Origin of the sequence: Algoriphagus sp. A40, assembly GCF_002002735.1 — a bacterium.
GTDB lineage: Bacteria > Bacteroidota > Bacteroidia > Cytophagales > Cyclobacteriaceae > Algoriphagus.
This window is the reverse complement of the sequence record NZ_MUNY01000044.1, coordinates 1-15,698: the sequence shown is the minus strand read 5'-3', so window position 1 is coordinate 15,698 and position 15,698 is coordinate 1. Positions and strand designations below refer to the sequence as shown.

Sequence of the window (15,698 nt, the reverse complement as noted above, 5' to 3'; positions counted from 1 at the left end):
TTTTACTTCAGAGCGTTTTTCAACTCTGATCCGGCATAGCGCAGGGCAGATTGGATCTCCGGTATTCCGGCCAGGGGATTTAGAAGTCCATAATCATGGATCATTCCCTGATACCTCACCAGTGAAACAGGCACCCCGGCTTCATTCAGTTTGCGGGCATAGGCTTCACCTTCGTCTCGAAGCACATCGTTTTCGGCAGTTTGCACGAGGGTAGGAGGAAGACCTTCGAGCTGGTCAAGATTGGCCTGAAGAGGAGACGCATAAATTTCAGTTCGTTGACTTGGGTCAGCATAGTGATTCCAAAACCAGCGCATCATGTTTTTGGTCAGGAAGCGATCTTCGGCAAATTGGTTGTAGGATTCCGTATCCAGATTGGCATCGGTAACCGGCCAGAAGAGAAGCTGGAATTTCAACGCCGGGCCATTTTCAGCCTTGGCTTTGAGAGCTACCGCAGCGGTCAGATTTCCCCCGGCACTGTTTCCTACGACGGCCAATCTGCTACCATCGACGCCGATTTCCTTTCCGTTTGCAGCCACCCATTTGGTAGCCGCAAAACACTCGTTGAGCGCTACTGGATATTTGGCTTCAGGCGAAAGGGAATATTCGACATGGACTGCAACCGCACCGGAGCTGATGACTAAGTCACGGATAAACCGCTGGTGCGTAGGGAAATCACCGATCACCCAACCTCCTCCATGAAAGAACATAAAAGCCGGCAGATCTTCTTTGGCTCCCGACGGTTTCATGACGAAAAGCTTGACGGAAAGCCCGTCCTGGGTGATGGTTTTCTCGGAGATCTCCACTCCTGACAGGTCCACGGAGACCGAGGTTTGCGCTCCTTCCAGGACTTTTCGGGCATCTGTGGCGGACATCGTTTCCATGGGCTGTCCGCCGCTGGTATTGAGCGCCTTCAGGAATGCTTTGGTCTGTGCTTCGATGGCTGGATCAGTGGCGTAGTCGAGGATTGTGAGTTGCATGGTTGTGTCAGTTGAAAGTTTGGTTTCGGATGAATCTGTTTTTGGGGTTTCCGCACAGGCTATCAGTAGTGAAACAAGCGGAAGAAAGTGATAGGTTTTCATGGCTCAATGCGTGGAGGCGGTGGATAATTCGGTATCCAATTCCCGGGGGTTGGCGATCCAGTCCAGGATGAAATCCGCATCTTCCTTCCAAGTCGCCTGGCCCATGGCAAAGTGGTTTCGTCCCTCAAACTCCTGGTAGACGAGGACGGAGTTTTCGTCCTGGTACTTTTTGAAGTTCTTTTTGTTCAGCGAGGCGGGGATGATGTGGTCTTCCGATCCTGAGACGAAAAGAAGCGGAGCATGCGGCTCTTTGAAGTTGATCTTGGCGGCTTTCCCTATTGCTCCTCGGGCGACGCGGCGCGATTCCGGGACTGTGTTCTCATCATAGGTGAGTTGCTGTTCCTCTTCAGTCATGCCGTTGGTGAAAGCGTATTGCCACTGTTTCAGGCTCATCAGATAGGTTTTGTCCGCAGATTTGAAGGGTCCAAAGGCGGGGGTGACCGATTTGATAAAGGAGAACTTCGAGGACAGGACGCCTTTCGGGGGAACCGAATGATAGGCTACCGCAGAAACTCCCAGGCCGCGCTGAAGGAGCAGCTGCGCGATCAGTCCACCGGTAGAATGACCGATCAGAATAGGCTTCTCGGGTAGCTTGGAGGTATAATCCGCGAAATAATCCACCAGCTCGTCAAAACGGAGTGTTGCAAGTTCTGCATCAGGTTGCCTGCTTCGGAGTTCGGCCGCTGTGGCGTCTTTGTATGGCCAGGGTGGGGCAAATGTTTTGTACCCTTTGGACTCAAAATAGGCCTTCCATTCGTCCCATCCCGTATTGGTGACAAATGCTCCGGTGATGAACAGGATAGTTTTTGAACCCTCCGCTTTGGGAAGCTCACTGTCAAGCGGTTGATTTGCTTCTGTAGTAGTTGGCAAAATCAAGGATAGACAGGACAGGAAAATTAGAATTGGAATAGTTTTCATTGTGGTCAATTTTTTTTGTGGTAGAACAATAGTGGCTTAGCTATACTTGATGAAATGGTGGATGTATCGCGCAGAGAGTTTTGGGAACTCGTGCTGGGGACCATGCCCGGCCATAGGGAAGACGATCAACTGTGCGGTCTCAAGCTTTCGGACCAAGGCATACCAGTTTTTCACCGGGAAGCTGATGTCGTGATCCCCCATCAAGACCAAAAGAGGGACTTTGGTTTGGTTGATTTTGCTTCGGATATTTTCAGTATCCTCAAAGCATTCTACAAAAGCCATCGTATAGTGTCCCCACAGCTTTTCAGGGATTTTGATGTCGAGATCAGCCTTCCGGCTATGAATCCTTCGATGGCTTTTTACAGCCGCCTCGCGACTTGCTTCCCATTCCGGTTCGAAGAACAAGATCATTTCATCTTCCAGACTGTTTTCCAATTTTTGAGAGACTTCAAAGAAAATCGGCTCTATTGGCATCTCATTTTTACCCATCGGACCGGTGCCGATCAGAATGCCATGGCTGACTGATTTGGGAGAATCGGCGATGTATTTCTGGGCGACCAATCCTCCAAAAGACCAACCGCCTACCACACATTTCTTGATGCAGAAAGCTTCCATCAGGTCTCTGAGATCAGCCACAAATCCATCGATGGTCGTTGGTGCCGGACCGGTAGAGAGGCCAAATCCGGTGTAATCAAAGATGATCACCTGGTATTTCTGCGCCAGAGCATCCAAAAATGCCGGATCCCAGGTGTCCAGATTTCCCCGGAACCGGTTACAGAGGAAGAGGTTCTTTCCGGATCCAATGCACCGAAAGGCAATCGTCCGGCCTTTGAGCTCGGCAAATTGGGTGGGCGCTTCCAATGCGGGATAATTGAGATGGCGATCTTTGCTAAGTTTTGAACCAGTTTGAGTGCCGGAGGAAGTCTCGGTTGAGAAATTTTTCATAGCAGTTAAATTTTTTGTTGGTTTTGGGTATTTGAAATGGCAATCGGAAAAGATTTTGACTAAACCTTTGCCAACCAGCTTAAGATGTAGTCAGCGTCTTCTTTCCAGCTCGGCAATCCCAGGACAAAGTGATTTTTTCCGGGAAACTCCTTGTATTCGAGAACGGAGCCGTTTTGCTTGTACTTCTTGTAATTGCGGTAGTTCAGGTGCGCAGGCATGATGTGATCTGTACTGCCGGAGGTAAAAAGCAAAGGGGGATGGGGTTTGTCGTAGTCCACCTTGGTGGCGTCAGTCAGTGCGCCACGGGCGGCGGTTTTTGACTCCGGAATAGTGTATTTGGAATAAGCTGCACGCTGATCCTTGGCATCCATTCCGTTGACAAATGCATACTGCCAATCCTTGAAGGACATCATGTAGGTTTTTTTCATAGAGGTGAAAAGCCCCAAAACTTTCCATCCCGCCCTCAGGAATGAAAATTCATAGGGAAATACTCCCTTGGGCGGTGCCGAATGGATGGCCACACCCGCCACTCCGAGGTCACGGTTAAGTAAAACCTGGGTGATCAGTCCACCGAATGAATGCCCGATCAGGATGGGTTTTTCGGGAAGACTTTTGGCAATATTGGCGTAGTGATCAATTAGTTCATAGGTAGTCAGTGTCGCCAAATCAATGTCATTAGGCTGGCGATCCCGCAGTTCTTGAGCGGATGCATCCTTATGGGGCCAAGGCGGCGCAAATGTATCATAGCCTTTGCTTTCAAAGTATTCTTTCCATTCATCCCAACAGGTATGACTCACAAAAGCACCGGTGATAAATAGGATAGTTTTGGACTTGATAGTTTTCATTTCGCTGAGTAGTTTATGTTAGATTTAATTGTCTTAAAATGTCCGCTAAAATATGTTTTTCGAATAGCTAACATATCAAAACTAGCTCTATGTAATAGGGAATACAATGTGCAAGTGCTATATTAAAATGTATATATCAACGCTTTTATTGGCTGATTTATAATTGGTAAATAAGCGGAGTTCTAGTGCTTGATGACTTTATGAGCGTACTGAATCCCTATCCCATAGGCTCCGCCATATTTTTTGAACAGGGAAGTTACCGGGCCATACGTTTCGCTTCTTGCCCAGTCCCGCTGGAGTTCCAATACGTATTGAGTTGCGGTCATCGGCTTGGCGCCCTGCTGAACCATCCGTTGGATGGCCATCTCGTGGGCTTGCTCACTGGTATCACCGCAACCGTCAGTAATCACATACACTTCGTATCCGTCCTGAATCGCAGAAAGAACCGGCCCGACGATGCAAACACTCGTCCAAAGCCCTGCAATGACGATTTTCTTCTTTCCAGCTCCTGTTATGGCTTTATGGGCTGGCCCGTCTTCCCAGGCGTTCATGGTAGTTCGGTCGATGTAATTGGAGCTGGCTTTTGGATAGATTTCCTCGATCTCAGGAAACACCGGACCACTGAAAGACTCCTCAGCCACAGTAGTGATAATCGTCGGAACCTTGAAGATCTTGGACCCGCCCGCCAAAAGGCCAACGTTGTTTCGGAGCTCCTCGATGTCAATATTTTCAACCGGGAAAGCCATTTGGCTCTCGTGATCGATCATAACCAAGACGTGATTACTTGGTGTCAGGAGTTCCGCTGAAGGCTTCTGTGCAAATGCGGGTGGCGCTAGGGTAATTCCTAAAAGGAATGTACATGTTGATAAGATGGGATTTTTCATAGTTTTTCTATTTTGTTAGATTTGAGAAATTGTGTCTGTAAATTTGAATCGAATAGAGTTGCCAATCGATTGCTGGATTATTTATTTTATTGTATTTCTTATTTTATGTTTTTCAATTAAATAATAGGCCAAAAGGTAGTTGTATAGTATAAATTGAATTGTACATGTATAGTGTTGATTTGTCTATTTATTGAAAGTGGATGCCTCTATATATTGAGTGGTAAATACAAAACTGTTCACTCAAATGAGACATGACCTATTACTTGGACTGATTACGCTGTCGATGCTGACAGCCTGTTCCCCAAAATCAGAAAAACTCTTGCCCGAAGACTTTCCGGACATGATCGTCTATAATGCCAAAGTGACTCTGGAGACAGAGGGCGTATTCGCGGAGGCCTTCGCTGTGAAGGATGGCAATTTTCTCCAAATCGGGACTTCTGAAGAGATCTTGAAACTAAAAGGCGACAGCACCCAAGTCCTGGATGCTCAGGGCAAGACGATTATCCCCGGGCTGAATGACTCGCATACACACCTTATTAGGGAAGGATTAAACTATTCGCTTGAATTAAGATGGGACGGTGTAAGAAGTATAGCCAAGGCGCTGGAGATGCTCAAGGAGCAGGCGGATCGAACTCCGGAGGGGGAGTGGATTCGGGTTGTCGGTGGTTGGGGAGAATTTCAGTTTGAGGAAAAGCGCCTGCCAACCTTGGAGGAAATCAATGCCGCCGTTCCGGACAAGCCGGTTTACATTATGTATCTGTATTCTCTTGGTTATCTGAATCAAAAAGGAGTGGAGATCCTGGGATATGATCAGAATACCAAGTTTCCCGGAGGTGAAGTGGAATTGAAAAACGGAAAGCCAACAGGGTTTTTGATTGCCAAACCAAGTGCTTTGGTGCTCTATAAGACCCTGACCCTCCTTCCAAAACTCAGCAGGGAAGACCAGCTCATTTCCACAATTCACTACTTCAGAGAACTGAACCGACTGGGAGTGACCAGCGCCATAGACGCAGGAGGAGGAGGCCAATATTTTCCGGATGATTATGCGGTGGTCAAGGAGCTGGCTCAGCAGGGAAAGCTGTCCGTGCGTACCTCCTATTACCTTTTTGCTGTGGACAAGGGCAAGGAACTTCAGGATGTCAAATCCTGGACCTCTCAGCAGAAGCTCCATGAAAACCAGGATATGCTGAGACCCAACGGCTATATGCTGCATGGCGCAGGAGAAAACCTCACCTGGGCGGCGGCTGACTTCGAAAATTTTCTGGAACCCAGGCCCGAACTGAGCCGGGAAATGGAGCAGGAACTGGATTCCATTGTCAGCGTTTTGGCTAAAAATAAATGGCCTTTCCGGATTCATGCCACCTATGACGAGAGCATCACACGCTTTTTGAAAGTCCTGGAAAAGGTGGATAAAAATCAACCTTTTCTAAATCGGGTCAGATGGATCATCGACCACGCGGAGACAATAAGTGAGGAAAACCTCCGAAAGATCAAACGCATGGGCGGCGGTATCGCGGTGCAAAACAGGATGCTTTTCCAAGGAGAATATTTTGTAGATCGGTATGGTGCCGAGGCAGGGGGACAAGCTCCGCCAATCCGAAAGATGATTGAAATGGGCATTCCTGTGGGTTTAGGAACAGACGGGACGAGAGTTTCCAGTTACAATCCCATGTTGGCGCTTTACTGGGCAGTCTCCGGCAAGACTTGGGGCGGAACTCAGCTTTATGACGAGTCGGCAAAAATCAGCCGGCATGAAGCACTGAAACTCCTGACCATAGGAAGTGCCTGGTTTTCCTCCGAAGAATATGTCAAGGGGTACATCAAGGAAGGAATGTATGCTGACTTTGCAGTGCTTTCGAATGACTACCTTTCGATCCAGGAGGAAGAAATCAGGCAACTGACTTCCGAACTGACTGTCGTCGGCGGGAAGATAGTCTTTGCCGATGGCATTTTTAAAGATCTGGATCCGACTCCGGCAGCAGTTAGTCCTGCCTGGTCGCCGGTGAATTTTTACGGTGGCTATCAGAATCAGTGAGTTGTGAAATCATGCTAAACCCATTGATTCATGGCTATACCGAGAATTTTCCTTTTGTGTTTTTGTATCTCAAACCTGGCTATGGCTCAGCAAAATAAGATCAGAAATGTTCGCTATGAAGAAGACTATGGCTTTTTGAAAACTGATTCCTCACATCGGTTTCCTAAGATCAAATATCTGCCAGTTTCGGAAAATAGCTTTCTAAGTCTCGGAGGGGAGATCCGCTATCAAGCCCAATGGTTCAAGAATGAGGATTGGGGTGATGGACCTAAGGAAGAGTATCTGGCCTTTTACACCCGATTTATGTTTCATGGGGACATGCACATCAACCGTTTTCGGGCCTTTGCGCAGTTGAACAGCACATTTGCAGTGGGGCGCCCAGACCCAAACCGGCCTATTGATGAAAACAGGCTGGGCGTCCATCAGCTTTTCTTCGAATATAAACTCTGGGAAAACCCAAGCAAGTACCTGACTGCCCGTGTGGGACGGCAGGAAATGAGCTATGGCTCGGAAAGACTGATCACGGTGCGTGAGGGACCGAACAACCGGCTTAGTTTCGACGCGGCCAAGCTGTTTTACAAATCAACCCGCTATGGAATTGATGCTTTTTATGCACGACCGGTGCAGATCTTACAGGGTGTTTTTGATGATGAAATCAGCGGGATAAAAGCACTTTGGGCAATGTATGGGGTGTGGAATATGAATCAAAACTCCAAGATGGACCATTATTACATCGGATTTGAAGATGAGTTGGCTTCTTTCAACGGCTTTTCTCCTGAACAGGAAGTCAGGCATTCCATTGGTTCCAGGTGGTCTGGTGTCTGGCGGAAGTTGAGCTTTGATCTGGAGGCGCTGTATCAGTTTGGTAGCTTCGGGGAGCAGCGGATAAGTGCCTATACCGCTTCCGCAAATCTGTTTTATTCGCTGGATCAGTTTAATTCCAAGCCTGGCTTTGGCTTGAAAACTGAAGTGATCAGTGGGGACAAAGTCCGTTCAGACGACATCCTAAATTCCTTTAATCCCATGTTTCCAAGAGGGGCCTATTTTGGCTTGGCGGCGATTATCGGCCCGGTAAATCTGATTGATGTGCATCCTTCTTTTCAGGTCAGCTTGGCTGATGAGCTTGTTTTTTCGATGGATTATGATCTTTTCTGGAGATTCAGCACTCAGGACGGGATCTATGGTCCCAATGTCCGGATTTTATATCTCGCCGAAAGTGAAGAGAGGAAGATCGGCAATCAGATGGGAGTGAATCTTGAATACAGCCCGAATGATCACCTCTCCATTGTGCCGGAATTCACTTGGTTTCAGGCGGATGAGTATCTCAAAGAAGTGGGAGCAGGCAAGGATGTGCTGTTTGCAGCACTTACTGTACAGTATAGATATTAGAAAAGACTAAAATGAATATCTGTTTTTACACCAGCATTAAAAAATTTACGATATGATCTCGACAAGCTCGACCACCGAAACAATGTTTTGATTGAGGGAGGGGGAGGAAAGGCGGCGAAGCCGCCTTTCCTCCCCCTCCCTAAAGACAATGGGTTTTCGGACACCGAGCTTGTCGAGGTGTAATCGAAATAAAACTTGGTTACTGGTGTCATTGCGACAATCATAAAGACTAATTAGGGAACCAAATTCATGATAAAACTTAAAAAACACCTGCTAATTGTCACCAGCTGGACAGTCATTGGATTGATCCTGACCGTGTATGACTACCTGACGATCTCCTCATTGAGTTCTGCCGGATTCAGCGAGGGATATGACTTGAAATCGAGCTTGCTTCTCAACGGAAGCGTTGGCTTTGCCGCAGGCGTATTGGGTGGGGGGGTCTTGGTTTACTATGTGAACGAGCGATATCGGGATGGTCCCTATTGGAAGTCCATCGCGCTGGTGATTGTTTCGTTTATCCTGGTCAGCTCCAGCCTAGTGGTAATCGTGTCCCTGGTTTGGGCGCTACAAAAGTCCAATTCCGTCGGATTTACCGAATCGTTTACCGCTTTTTTAGGAGATTCCATTCATTTGAAAAATGCCATGGCCTGGCTGATCGTCCTGGTCCTGACCCAGTTGACCCTACAGGTCAATGACAAGTTTGGGCAGAATAACTGGATAAATTTTTTGCTGGGGAAATATCACAGGGCCAAAGAGGAAACCAGAATATTCCTGTTTGTTGATCTTAATTCCTCGACTAGGATCGCTGAAAGACTGGGAAATGAGACCTACCATCGCTTCTTAAAGGAGTACTTTACGGATATCACCGGGCCGATTGTAGATCACAGCGGGGAGATCTATCAGTACGTCGGTGATGAGGTGATTATTTCCTGGATGCTGTCGCAAAAAGGAAGAAATGACGATTGCCTGAAATGTTATTTCGCGATGAGTGGAGTTTTCACCGGCTTGGCAGACAAATACCTGTTGAAATATGGCTTTGTTCCGGAGTTTAAGGCTGGAGTACACTTCGGAAAAGTAATTGTCGGTGAAATTGGTGTGATCAAGCGAGAGTTGACTTTGTCCGGTGACGTGCTCAATACCACTTCCCGGATTCTGGGGATGTGCAACGAACACCAAGTCAGAATTCTGGCTTCGGACGAGCTGCTTGCCATCCTTCCCAATGATGGGTTCTATCAAAAAATCCCCCTTGGAGATATGGAATTGAGAGGCAAAGCGGAGAAGGTCGGTATCAGCACCTTGAAGCTCTCTGGAATTTTTTAAAGTGATCGAAGTGGAGAATCCTTAGGAGAAAGCTGCTCTTTAGGTGAAACTTTAACCCGAGCAAAAACTCTCATCCTAAACACAATATTCTGGACTGTTTATCCTGTCAATTCCGGTCATCAAAACGGTGCTCAATTCTGAGAATACTCCTGTATATTAGTCAGACTAATGCAGAGATTCGGCAGACCCTGGGATTTTTTGCTAACTAACCGGGAAAGGGAATACTTCCGGAAACGGAATATTTTGTACAGGTAGGACCACTGCAACTTATGAAGAAAAAAAGGGAGTTACGTTTGGTGTGCAGGTTTTGGATGCCGATGATTTTTTTGATTTGTTTTTCACTGCCTGCTTCCGGGCAGGTCACCCAAAACCCCATACCTTCTAGCTACGACGGCCCTTTGAAGCGCTTTCTTGCGATTAGTACTGGCAACTACCTGTATAGTATCTCCCAAGGTCAGATTGATCTGGACAGCGCGATGATTTTTGCCTGTAAAGTTTATAATCTTAACCCCATGCTACCCTACAACGGAGCGTACAATGATGGGTCGGACTCTCCCGGCTCTGTGTTGATTCAGGAAGGTAAGTTCAAGGAAGTTCATGAATTGCTCAGTAAAAGTACCGGCGATAATCACCTCCAGTTGCTGGCAGAAATGGGCAGCCATTTCCTGTTTAGGCCGGGACAAGAGCAGCGGGATATTGACAGCGCCACTTACTATTTGGAGCGACTTGACCTATTAAGCTTGGAGTCATCCAGCCGGAAGTGGCAGATCGAAAGCTTAAAACTCCAAGCTAGATTGGAGATTCAACGCGGAAATAGCGAAAAAGGGAACGGATACTTTCGAAAGGCAGCTGACCTTTGCCGAGAGGACAAGGATGAGATTTCTCTTGTCCATGTCCTGGCGGAACAAGGGGCAAGCCTGCCACTACGGTCTCCCGGCAAAATCCAGTTGTTGGATGAAGCTCTGAGGCTCAGCAGAAAAAATAAAATGGCGATCAACGAAGTTCTGATTTTGGAGGATCTGTTGACTGAGCATTTTTTTACGGATCATAGTCTGGCAAAAGAAGAATTACTTAAGGTTTTGGAGTTGCTAGACGAAATAGGATTTAAACATAAGCAATACACCTACAATGTTCTGGCTTACATTGAAGTATTTAAGGGGGATTACCTCCAAGCCTTCACCTTTGGCGAAGCATCAATCAAAAGTATTGAGGAGACTGGCGATGTTGCTTTTGCCCCTTTGTGTTACATGCGACTCTTCCAAATTTATGGCGCTGTAAACGACTATGAGTCAGGATTAAAGTGGATTGAACGAGCGCTTGATGCTCCCAGGACAAAGGAGACAAAGATTTTGTGGTATAAGCCGTTTCTTGAATTTAGCTATTATATGGCCTTCGAAGAACCTCAGAAGGCACTCGATGCGATTGAAGAATCTGAGGCTGGGTTTCCTCCAACCAATCACTTCGAGTCCCTGCGACTTACCATTACCAAGGGACTGGCCTATTTCAATCTGAAAGACATGGACAAGGCGAAGGAATATTTTGATTCCTATGTTGCATTGACTGACAATTTGGGGCCTGAACATCGCTTCGCTGTTGTTCCCTCCGATTATACCAACCTTTCAAAATTCTATTATGAGATAGGAGATCTGAAGGGGTCACAGAGGTTTGCCGAGAAAATAACTGTCACTTTTAAAAACATGCCGGTATGGGCGCTCAGTGACGGGTACCATTCTCTCTACAAGATCGACTCTGCGCAAGGCAACTACCAATCCGCTGTTTCGAATTTTGGAAAGTACAAGATTTACTATGATTCAGCAGTTGCTTTTGCACAACGAAATAAACTCAGAGAGTTGCAAATCCAATATGAGACTGTTCAGAAGGACCAGGACATCCAGCTTCTAACCAAAGAGAGCGAGTTGAGAGAGGCGGAATTGTCGCGGGCTAATCTTTTGAGGAACATTTCGATCGGAGGTCTGGCTTTGCTTTTGACCATTTTGGGGCTGCTGTATAGCCGCTATCAGGTCAAACAGAAAGCCAACGACCAGCTGAAGCACCTGCTGACAGAGAAAGAATGGCTCCTCAAAGAAGTCCATCATCGGGTCAAAAATAACCTCCAGACTGTGCTGAGTTTGTTGGAATCTCAGTCTCGGCATTTAAGCGAAGAAGCCCTCTATGCGATTCAGGACAGTCAGAACAGGGTGTATGCCATGTCTCTCATCCACAAGAAGCTGTATCAGTCGACGGACATTGCCTCTATCAATATGGAGGAATATCTCCGTGAGCTGATCCAGCACCTCCATGAAAGTCTCATGGTGTCCAGGGTCATCCCTGTTTCTCTGGATCTGGATCGGGTTGAATTGGATGTGTCTCAGGCGGTTTCTTTGGGACTGATTGTGAATGAGGCGATCACGAATTCTATGAAGTATGCTTTTCCGGATGATATGACGGGTAGTAGAATCTCCATTTCGCTAAAGGAACTCGATAAGCAACAGATTGAGTTAAGAATTTCCGATAATGGCGTAGGTATCCCTGAGCATAAAAAGAAGAACGCCGGAAGTTTGGGATTGAAATTGATGCGGGGATTGACAGAAGATATCGATGGTGTTTTTTCGATTGCATCGGAAGCTGGCGTACAGGTTTTTGTGAGGTTTGTAGCTAACGTGCCTTTACAAATGCTGAGTGAAAAGCGGTACTAGAATATCGGAAGACATAGAAACGGCTTGTGGCATAGAGCTTACCAAAAATCGCTAAATCCCACTTTCCCAGATCCGAACCACTCCCGGAAAAAGTATTCCTAGTAAATCAAAACGGTTTCAGTCGTTGCCCTTAACCCGAATAGCTTTGGCTTGCGTCGGTCTCTGCAAATATTTTTCCTTTTTCCCTGTCCCCACCCTCACTGTAGGCTGCGGAGTTAAGCACACTATCCGCTTTAATAATCTATTTTCCTCGCGAGCGTTTCTGCTTGCTTGGTTAAAAGGAGGGAACTGTCAAGATCGACTTTTTCTTCATCTGGTTTAAATATATAATGCATAGTCCCCAATTGATTCCTACGTTTTTTGTCAGTACTACCCATACAAAGGTGAAATCATCATCGCAGTTTCAGATTTAGGAATAGGGATTCCTTATTCAGTAAATTCTTTTATGCAAAGGAAAGGGGAGAGTCTTTTGAGTCCTGAAGACACTGTGAAGTGGGCTTTGAAGTTGAAGAAAACTACTCAGTCAATGCCTTACAATGCAGGAAGAGGATTGGATACAATATTGAAGTGTCAAAAGTGCTATTGAAAGTGCTATTGAATTACAGCGAAGGGTAGGTTAGAAGTGTGGTTTTTCTAAAATGGTAAAACCTATTAAAACAAGAAAACCTGTCAGAAATGAATCTAACAGGTTTTTTATCTTTTTAGAGCTCCCCCTATCAACGATAGTTGCAACCAGAGTAAAGTCCCTTCAATTCTAAAAGAGATTCATAATCAAACACTTAATTCAAGAAATTAACCACAATTGAATTGACTTCCTGTTAAAAAAAGGAAGGAAGTACTTTCAGAAATAATTGACTTTTTGACTCAGAAGAGTAAGGCTTTACCTTAGAAAACATCAAATATCTTGGGGTTCTTAAAACTAAGATTTAAATATTTAAAGATCCGCTTTATCCCAAAAAATTCATCCCTGACTCATGAAATGGCAGAAGACCAATTATCAGGATTTCAACCTATAAGTAGGGGAAAAAGAATATCGATTCATGAATTCGGTATTTATTCCTTATTTTTGTCAAAGATTTGTTCACTGTGATTTCTTCAAAAAATCAACTTAGAAAAGAGCAATCAATTAGCTGCTCTGGCTTGTTGTTGAATGAGAAGAAAATACCATTTCTCTCACCTAAAGATTATTTTGTTGAAAATATCCCTCTCGATGGAGATGCCCCAAAACAGTTTATTAGGGTGTATGAATTCTTCAAGGAAAGTGGGATAAGAAGGAAGAATCCAAAAACTTGGATTCCTTACATCGCAAAAACTGCTGAGAAATGGTATCCACATGAATCCGTTATCGAATACATGATAAACAGGATTGGTCAGGAACTAAACCTGACTTTGAATGATGTGGCGATCTTCAAAATCAATGGCCAAATCAGGTTTCTGAGTAAATATTTTCTTAAAAAGAATGAAACACTTGTACACGGTGCTGAAATTTGTGGAGAATATTTGGATGACATGGAAATGGCTGCCAAAATAGCCAATGAAAGAGCCACGTCTCGTCAATTATTCACATTTGAGTTTATCCAGCGTGCCATTGAATTTAAATTTGGAGATCAAGGAAGTGATTTGATTAAGGAGCTTGTAAAAATGATTGCATTTGACGGGCTGGTTGGAAATAATGATAGACACTTTTACAATTGGGGGATTATTGCTAACACTAAAAAAGTCGGTACTATTCCCAGATTGGCACCACTTTATGATTCGGCAAGAGGTTTGCTCTGGAACAATAGTGATGAGTGGATCATCAAACATTTGGAGGCGATGGGCCATGGTGGCAGAAAAGTGGAAAATTATATCGAGTCTGCATGCCCAAGGATCAGTATTGATGGGGACAGTGAAATCAACCACTTTGGGTTGATTAAATATTTAAAGAACTTGAATACTGAATTCAAGGTTATAATCAGTGAATTGGCTTCAGAAGAAAACGAGCATCAGGTTCTAGAAATGTTAAAAATGGAGTTTTTCTGTTTTTTCATTCCAGAAAGGTGCAAATTGATTGAACATATTATAAAAGAGAGATTTAAAAGGATTAGGGAGGAATAAAATATGTTAAAGCATTTCAAAAAACTGTTTTCAAAGTCGAATGATGACAGCGAAATCGAGATTCACTTGCCTGCAGATGCCAAAGCAACCTTTGAGCTGAAAATTGACAAGGTTGTTATTGGGAAGCTTGTTTGTGAGGAAGGGGAGTGGAAATTTATGTATACGGATGAATTTAAAGAGCTCCGTAACCAATACAATCATATTGCGGGGTTTTCAAATTTGGACAAGGTTTATTCGAATGATACCCTTTGGCCATTTTTCCAAACCCGAATTCCTGGATTAAAACAGCCCGCAGTAAAGGAGATTCTGAAAAAAGAAAAAATCAATGAAACCAATGAATTGGAATTGTTAAAACGATTTGGAAAAAAAACGATTTCCAATCCATATGAGTTGGATTTAGTCTAAATAATTTAAAAAGTTAAAGGCCTTGGGAGAATTCTCTCAAGGCCTTTTTGTTTGTCATTTTTTTTATGAAGTCCATTTTGGAGATACAAAGAGAAATTTTCAATGATTTTATTCCAAACATCTTAGTAAATAATACAATTAGTTTCATAATTTAACTTTTAAACATCTTTTTCGAGGGAGCTTACCCATGTTGATTCTTCCTTTAAATTGAAGAAGGTTTTGACTTTAATCAACCTGGTTTTAGCCCAGATATTCAATCTCAACATCCTGAAAATCAATGTCCATGAAATCCAGAAGTATTTCATGCTGGCCGTATCTCGAAAAATATGCTAGTACTTCTCTTTTTTGAACTTCATACTTGAATAGGATGGGTACACCAGTGGACTTTTTTGCATGAAGTTTGGCAATTTCAAGATCAAGAGTCCAGCTTGTGGATAAGTAATCTTCAACATCGTGCTGTTTATCATTTAAACCTACGCCTCTAAATACTGTAAAAGATTCTGGAAGCTTGTGAAAATTCCCCAATTCTTCTGCTTCCATTAAATGTTTTTGACTATGATTACCTAAGTTGATCAATTCTAAAACATCATACTTCCAATCCCCTATAGTTTTCATTGTAGTAATGATATCAGCTAAGATTTGGTAGTAATATTCTTTACCAAGAAATTGATAGATGTCTTCTGCCATCTCTGCAAATTTTGCAAGTTTGGCTCCTTCAGGTAGACTAATGAAATGGGCAATCCAATCAACAGATTGAAATTCTATTTTTAGGTTTTCATGATCCCAATTTAATTCATGAACCTCCTGAAGACTTGAAATTTCCCTTTCCAAGAGCGTGTTGAGAACCTTTAATTTCCCGTTCCGAATAGTACAATCACATTTTAATTCACTTTTTAAGGCTTTCCAAAGTTGGTCTGGGTCCTGTTCGTGATTTGCGACAGATTTTTTTTCGTTTTTTTTAGGTGGCATAATTTTAACTTTTTGATGAATAATAAATATTTGGAGAGGTTTGATTTCTTTTTTCTCCTGTTTTAAAATTATAACCCAAAAAAATCACAAAAAGAAATTTTTACAGAATATATTTT

The 15,698-nt window shown here is 44.3% G+C and carries 12 protein-coding genes; 6 read left to right on the top strand and 6 right to left on the bottom strand.

All coding sequences use genetic code 11. The annotated features are described in order from the left end of the window. Positions 1 to 2 precede the first annotated feature (2 nt). The 5 genes from B0E43_RS27895 to B0E43_RS27875 form a co-directional block, all read right to left on the bottom strand. On the bottom strand, positions 3 to 977 hold the full coding sequence (locus tag B0E43_RS27895; protein WP_077348287.1) for an alpha/beta hydrolase: 975 nt from the start codon (positions 975 to 977) through the stop codon (positions 3 to 5). 105 nt (positions 978 to 1,082) lie between these two features. Further along, positions 1,083 to 1,997, bottom strand: a complete 915-nt coding sequence (locus tag B0E43_RS27890) for an alpha/beta hydrolase (protein WP_077348013.1) — start codon at positions 1,995 to 1,997, stop codon at positions 1,083 to 1,085. Between the two features lie 36 nt (positions 1,998 to 2,033). Further along, positions 2,034 to 2,942, bottom strand: coding sequence for an alpha/beta fold hydrolase (locus B0E43_RS27885; RefSeq protein ID WP_077348011.1), 909 nt, complete (start codon positions 2,940 to 2,942; stop codon positions 2,034 to 2,036). A 59-nt stretch (positions 2,943 to 3,001) separates the two neighbouring features. Further along, positions 3,002 to 3,787 (bottom strand): alpha/beta hydrolase, encoded by a 786-nt coding sequence (locus B0E43_RS27880; RefSeq protein WP_077348009.1) that lies wholly within the window; start codon positions 3,785 to 3,787, stop codon positions 3,002 to 3,004. A 182-nt stretch (positions 3,788 to 3,969) separates the two neighbouring features. Beyond that, positions 3,970 to 4,671 carry a hydrolase gene (locus B0E43_RS27875; RefSeq protein ID WP_077348007.1) on the bottom strand — a complete coding sequence of 234 codons (702 nt, stop codon included), beginning with the start codon at positions 4,669 to 4,671 and terminating at the stop codon, positions 3,970 to 3,972. Between the two features lie 244 nt (positions 4,672 to 4,915). Here B0E43_RS27875 and B0E43_RS27870 point away from each other — a divergent pair, with 244 nt between their 5' ends. From B0E43_RS27870 to B0E43_RS27845, 6 genes are all read left to right on the top strand, one after another. Next, positions 4,916 to 6,706, top strand: coding sequence for an amidohydrolase (locus B0E43_RS27870; protein ID WP_077348005.1), 1,791 nt, complete (start codon positions 4,916 to 4,918; stop codon positions 6,704 to 6,706). A gap of 81 nt (positions 6,707 to 6,787) precedes the next feature. Continuing rightward, complete coding sequence (locus B0E43_RS27865) at positions 6,788 to 8,095, top strand: alginate export family protein (RefSeq protein ID WP_168171905.1); 1,308 nt, start codon at positions 6,788 to 6,790, stop codon at positions 8,093 to 8,095. 249 nt (positions 8,096 to 8,344) lie between these two features. After that, the gene (locus tag B0E43_RS27860; protein ID WP_077348001.1) at positions 8,345 to 9,415 is read left to right on the top strand and encodes an adenylate/guanylate cyclase domain-containing protein; all 1,071 of its coding nucleotides are present in this window, start codon (positions 8,345 to 8,347) and stop codon (positions 9,413 to 9,415) included. A 269-nt stretch (positions 9,416 to 9,684) separates the two neighbouring features. Beyond that, the gene (locus B0E43_RS27855) at positions 9,685 to 12,111 is read left to right on the top strand and encodes a sensor histidine kinase (RefSeq protein ID WP_077347999.1); all 2,427 of its coding nucleotides are present in this window, start codon (positions 9,685 to 9,687) and stop codon (positions 12,109 to 12,111) included. A gap of 1,086 nt (positions 12,112 to 13,197) precedes the next feature. Beyond that, on the top strand, positions 13,198 to 14,208 hold the full coding sequence (locus B0E43_RS27850; RefSeq protein WP_139352687.1) for a HipA domain-containing protein: 1,011 nt from the start codon (positions 13,198 to 13,200) through the stop codon (positions 14,206 to 14,208). 3 nt (positions 14,209 to 14,211) lie between these two features. Continuing rightward, positions 14,212 to 14,613 (top strand): HipA N-terminal domain-containing protein, encoded by a 402-nt coding sequence (locus B0E43_RS27845; protein ID WP_077347995.1) that lies wholly within the window; start codon positions 14,212 to 14,214, stop codon positions 14,611 to 14,613. Between the two features lie 240 nt (positions 14,614 to 14,853). On the opposite strand, the gene B0E43_RS27840 is transcribed toward B0E43_RS27845, so the two are convergent. Next, a complete protein-coding gene (locus B0E43_RS27840) occupies positions 14,854 to 15,582 on the bottom strand; it encodes a hypothetical protein (protein WP_077347993.1) in 729 nt (242 codons plus the stop codon). Between the last annotated feature and the right edge of the window lie 116 nt (positions 15,583 to 15,698).

Coding starts and splice junctions, on each gene's coding strand:
- B0E43_RS27855 (WP_077347999.1), top strand. CDS start 9,685: ATGAAGAAAAAAAGGGAGTTACGTTTGGTGTGCAGGTTTTGGATGCCG.
- B0E43_RS27860 (WP_077348001.1), top strand. CDS start 8,345: ATGATAAAACTTAAAAAACACCTGCTAATTGTCACCAGCTGGACAGTC.
- B0E43_RS27870 (WP_077348005.1), top strand. CDS start 4,916: ATGAGACATGACCTATTACTTGGACTGATTACGCTGTCGATGCTGACA.
- B0E43_RS27880 (WP_077348009.1), bottom strand. CDS start 3,787: ATGAAAACTATCAAGTCCAAAACTATCCTATTTATCACCGGTGCTTTT.
- B0E43_RS27840 (WP_077347993.1), bottom strand. CDS start 15,582: ATGCCACCTAAAAAAAACGAAAAAAAATCTGTCGCAAATCACGAACAG.
- B0E43_RS27895 (WP_077348287.1), bottom strand. CDS start 977: ATGCAACTCACAATCCTCGACTACGCCACTGATCCAGCCATCGAAGCA.
- B0E43_RS27865 (WP_168171905.1), top strand. CDS start 6,788: ATGGCTCAGCAAAATAAGATCAGAAATGTTCGCTATGAAGAAGACTAT.
- B0E43_RS27885 (WP_077348011.1), bottom strand. CDS start 2,942: ATGAAAAATTTCTCAACCGAGACTTCCTCCGGCACTCAAACTGGTTCA.
- B0E43_RS27875 (WP_077348007.1), bottom strand. CDS start 4,671: ATGAAAAATCCCATCTTATCAACATGTACATTCCTTTTAGGAATTACC.
- B0E43_RS27845 (WP_077347995.1), top strand. CDS start 14,212: ATGTTAAAGCATTTCAAAAAACTGTTTTCAAAGTCGAATGATGACAGC.
- B0E43_RS27890 (WP_077348013.1), bottom strand. CDS start 1,997: ATGAAAACTATTCCAATTCTAATTTTCCTGTCCTGTCTATCCTTGATT.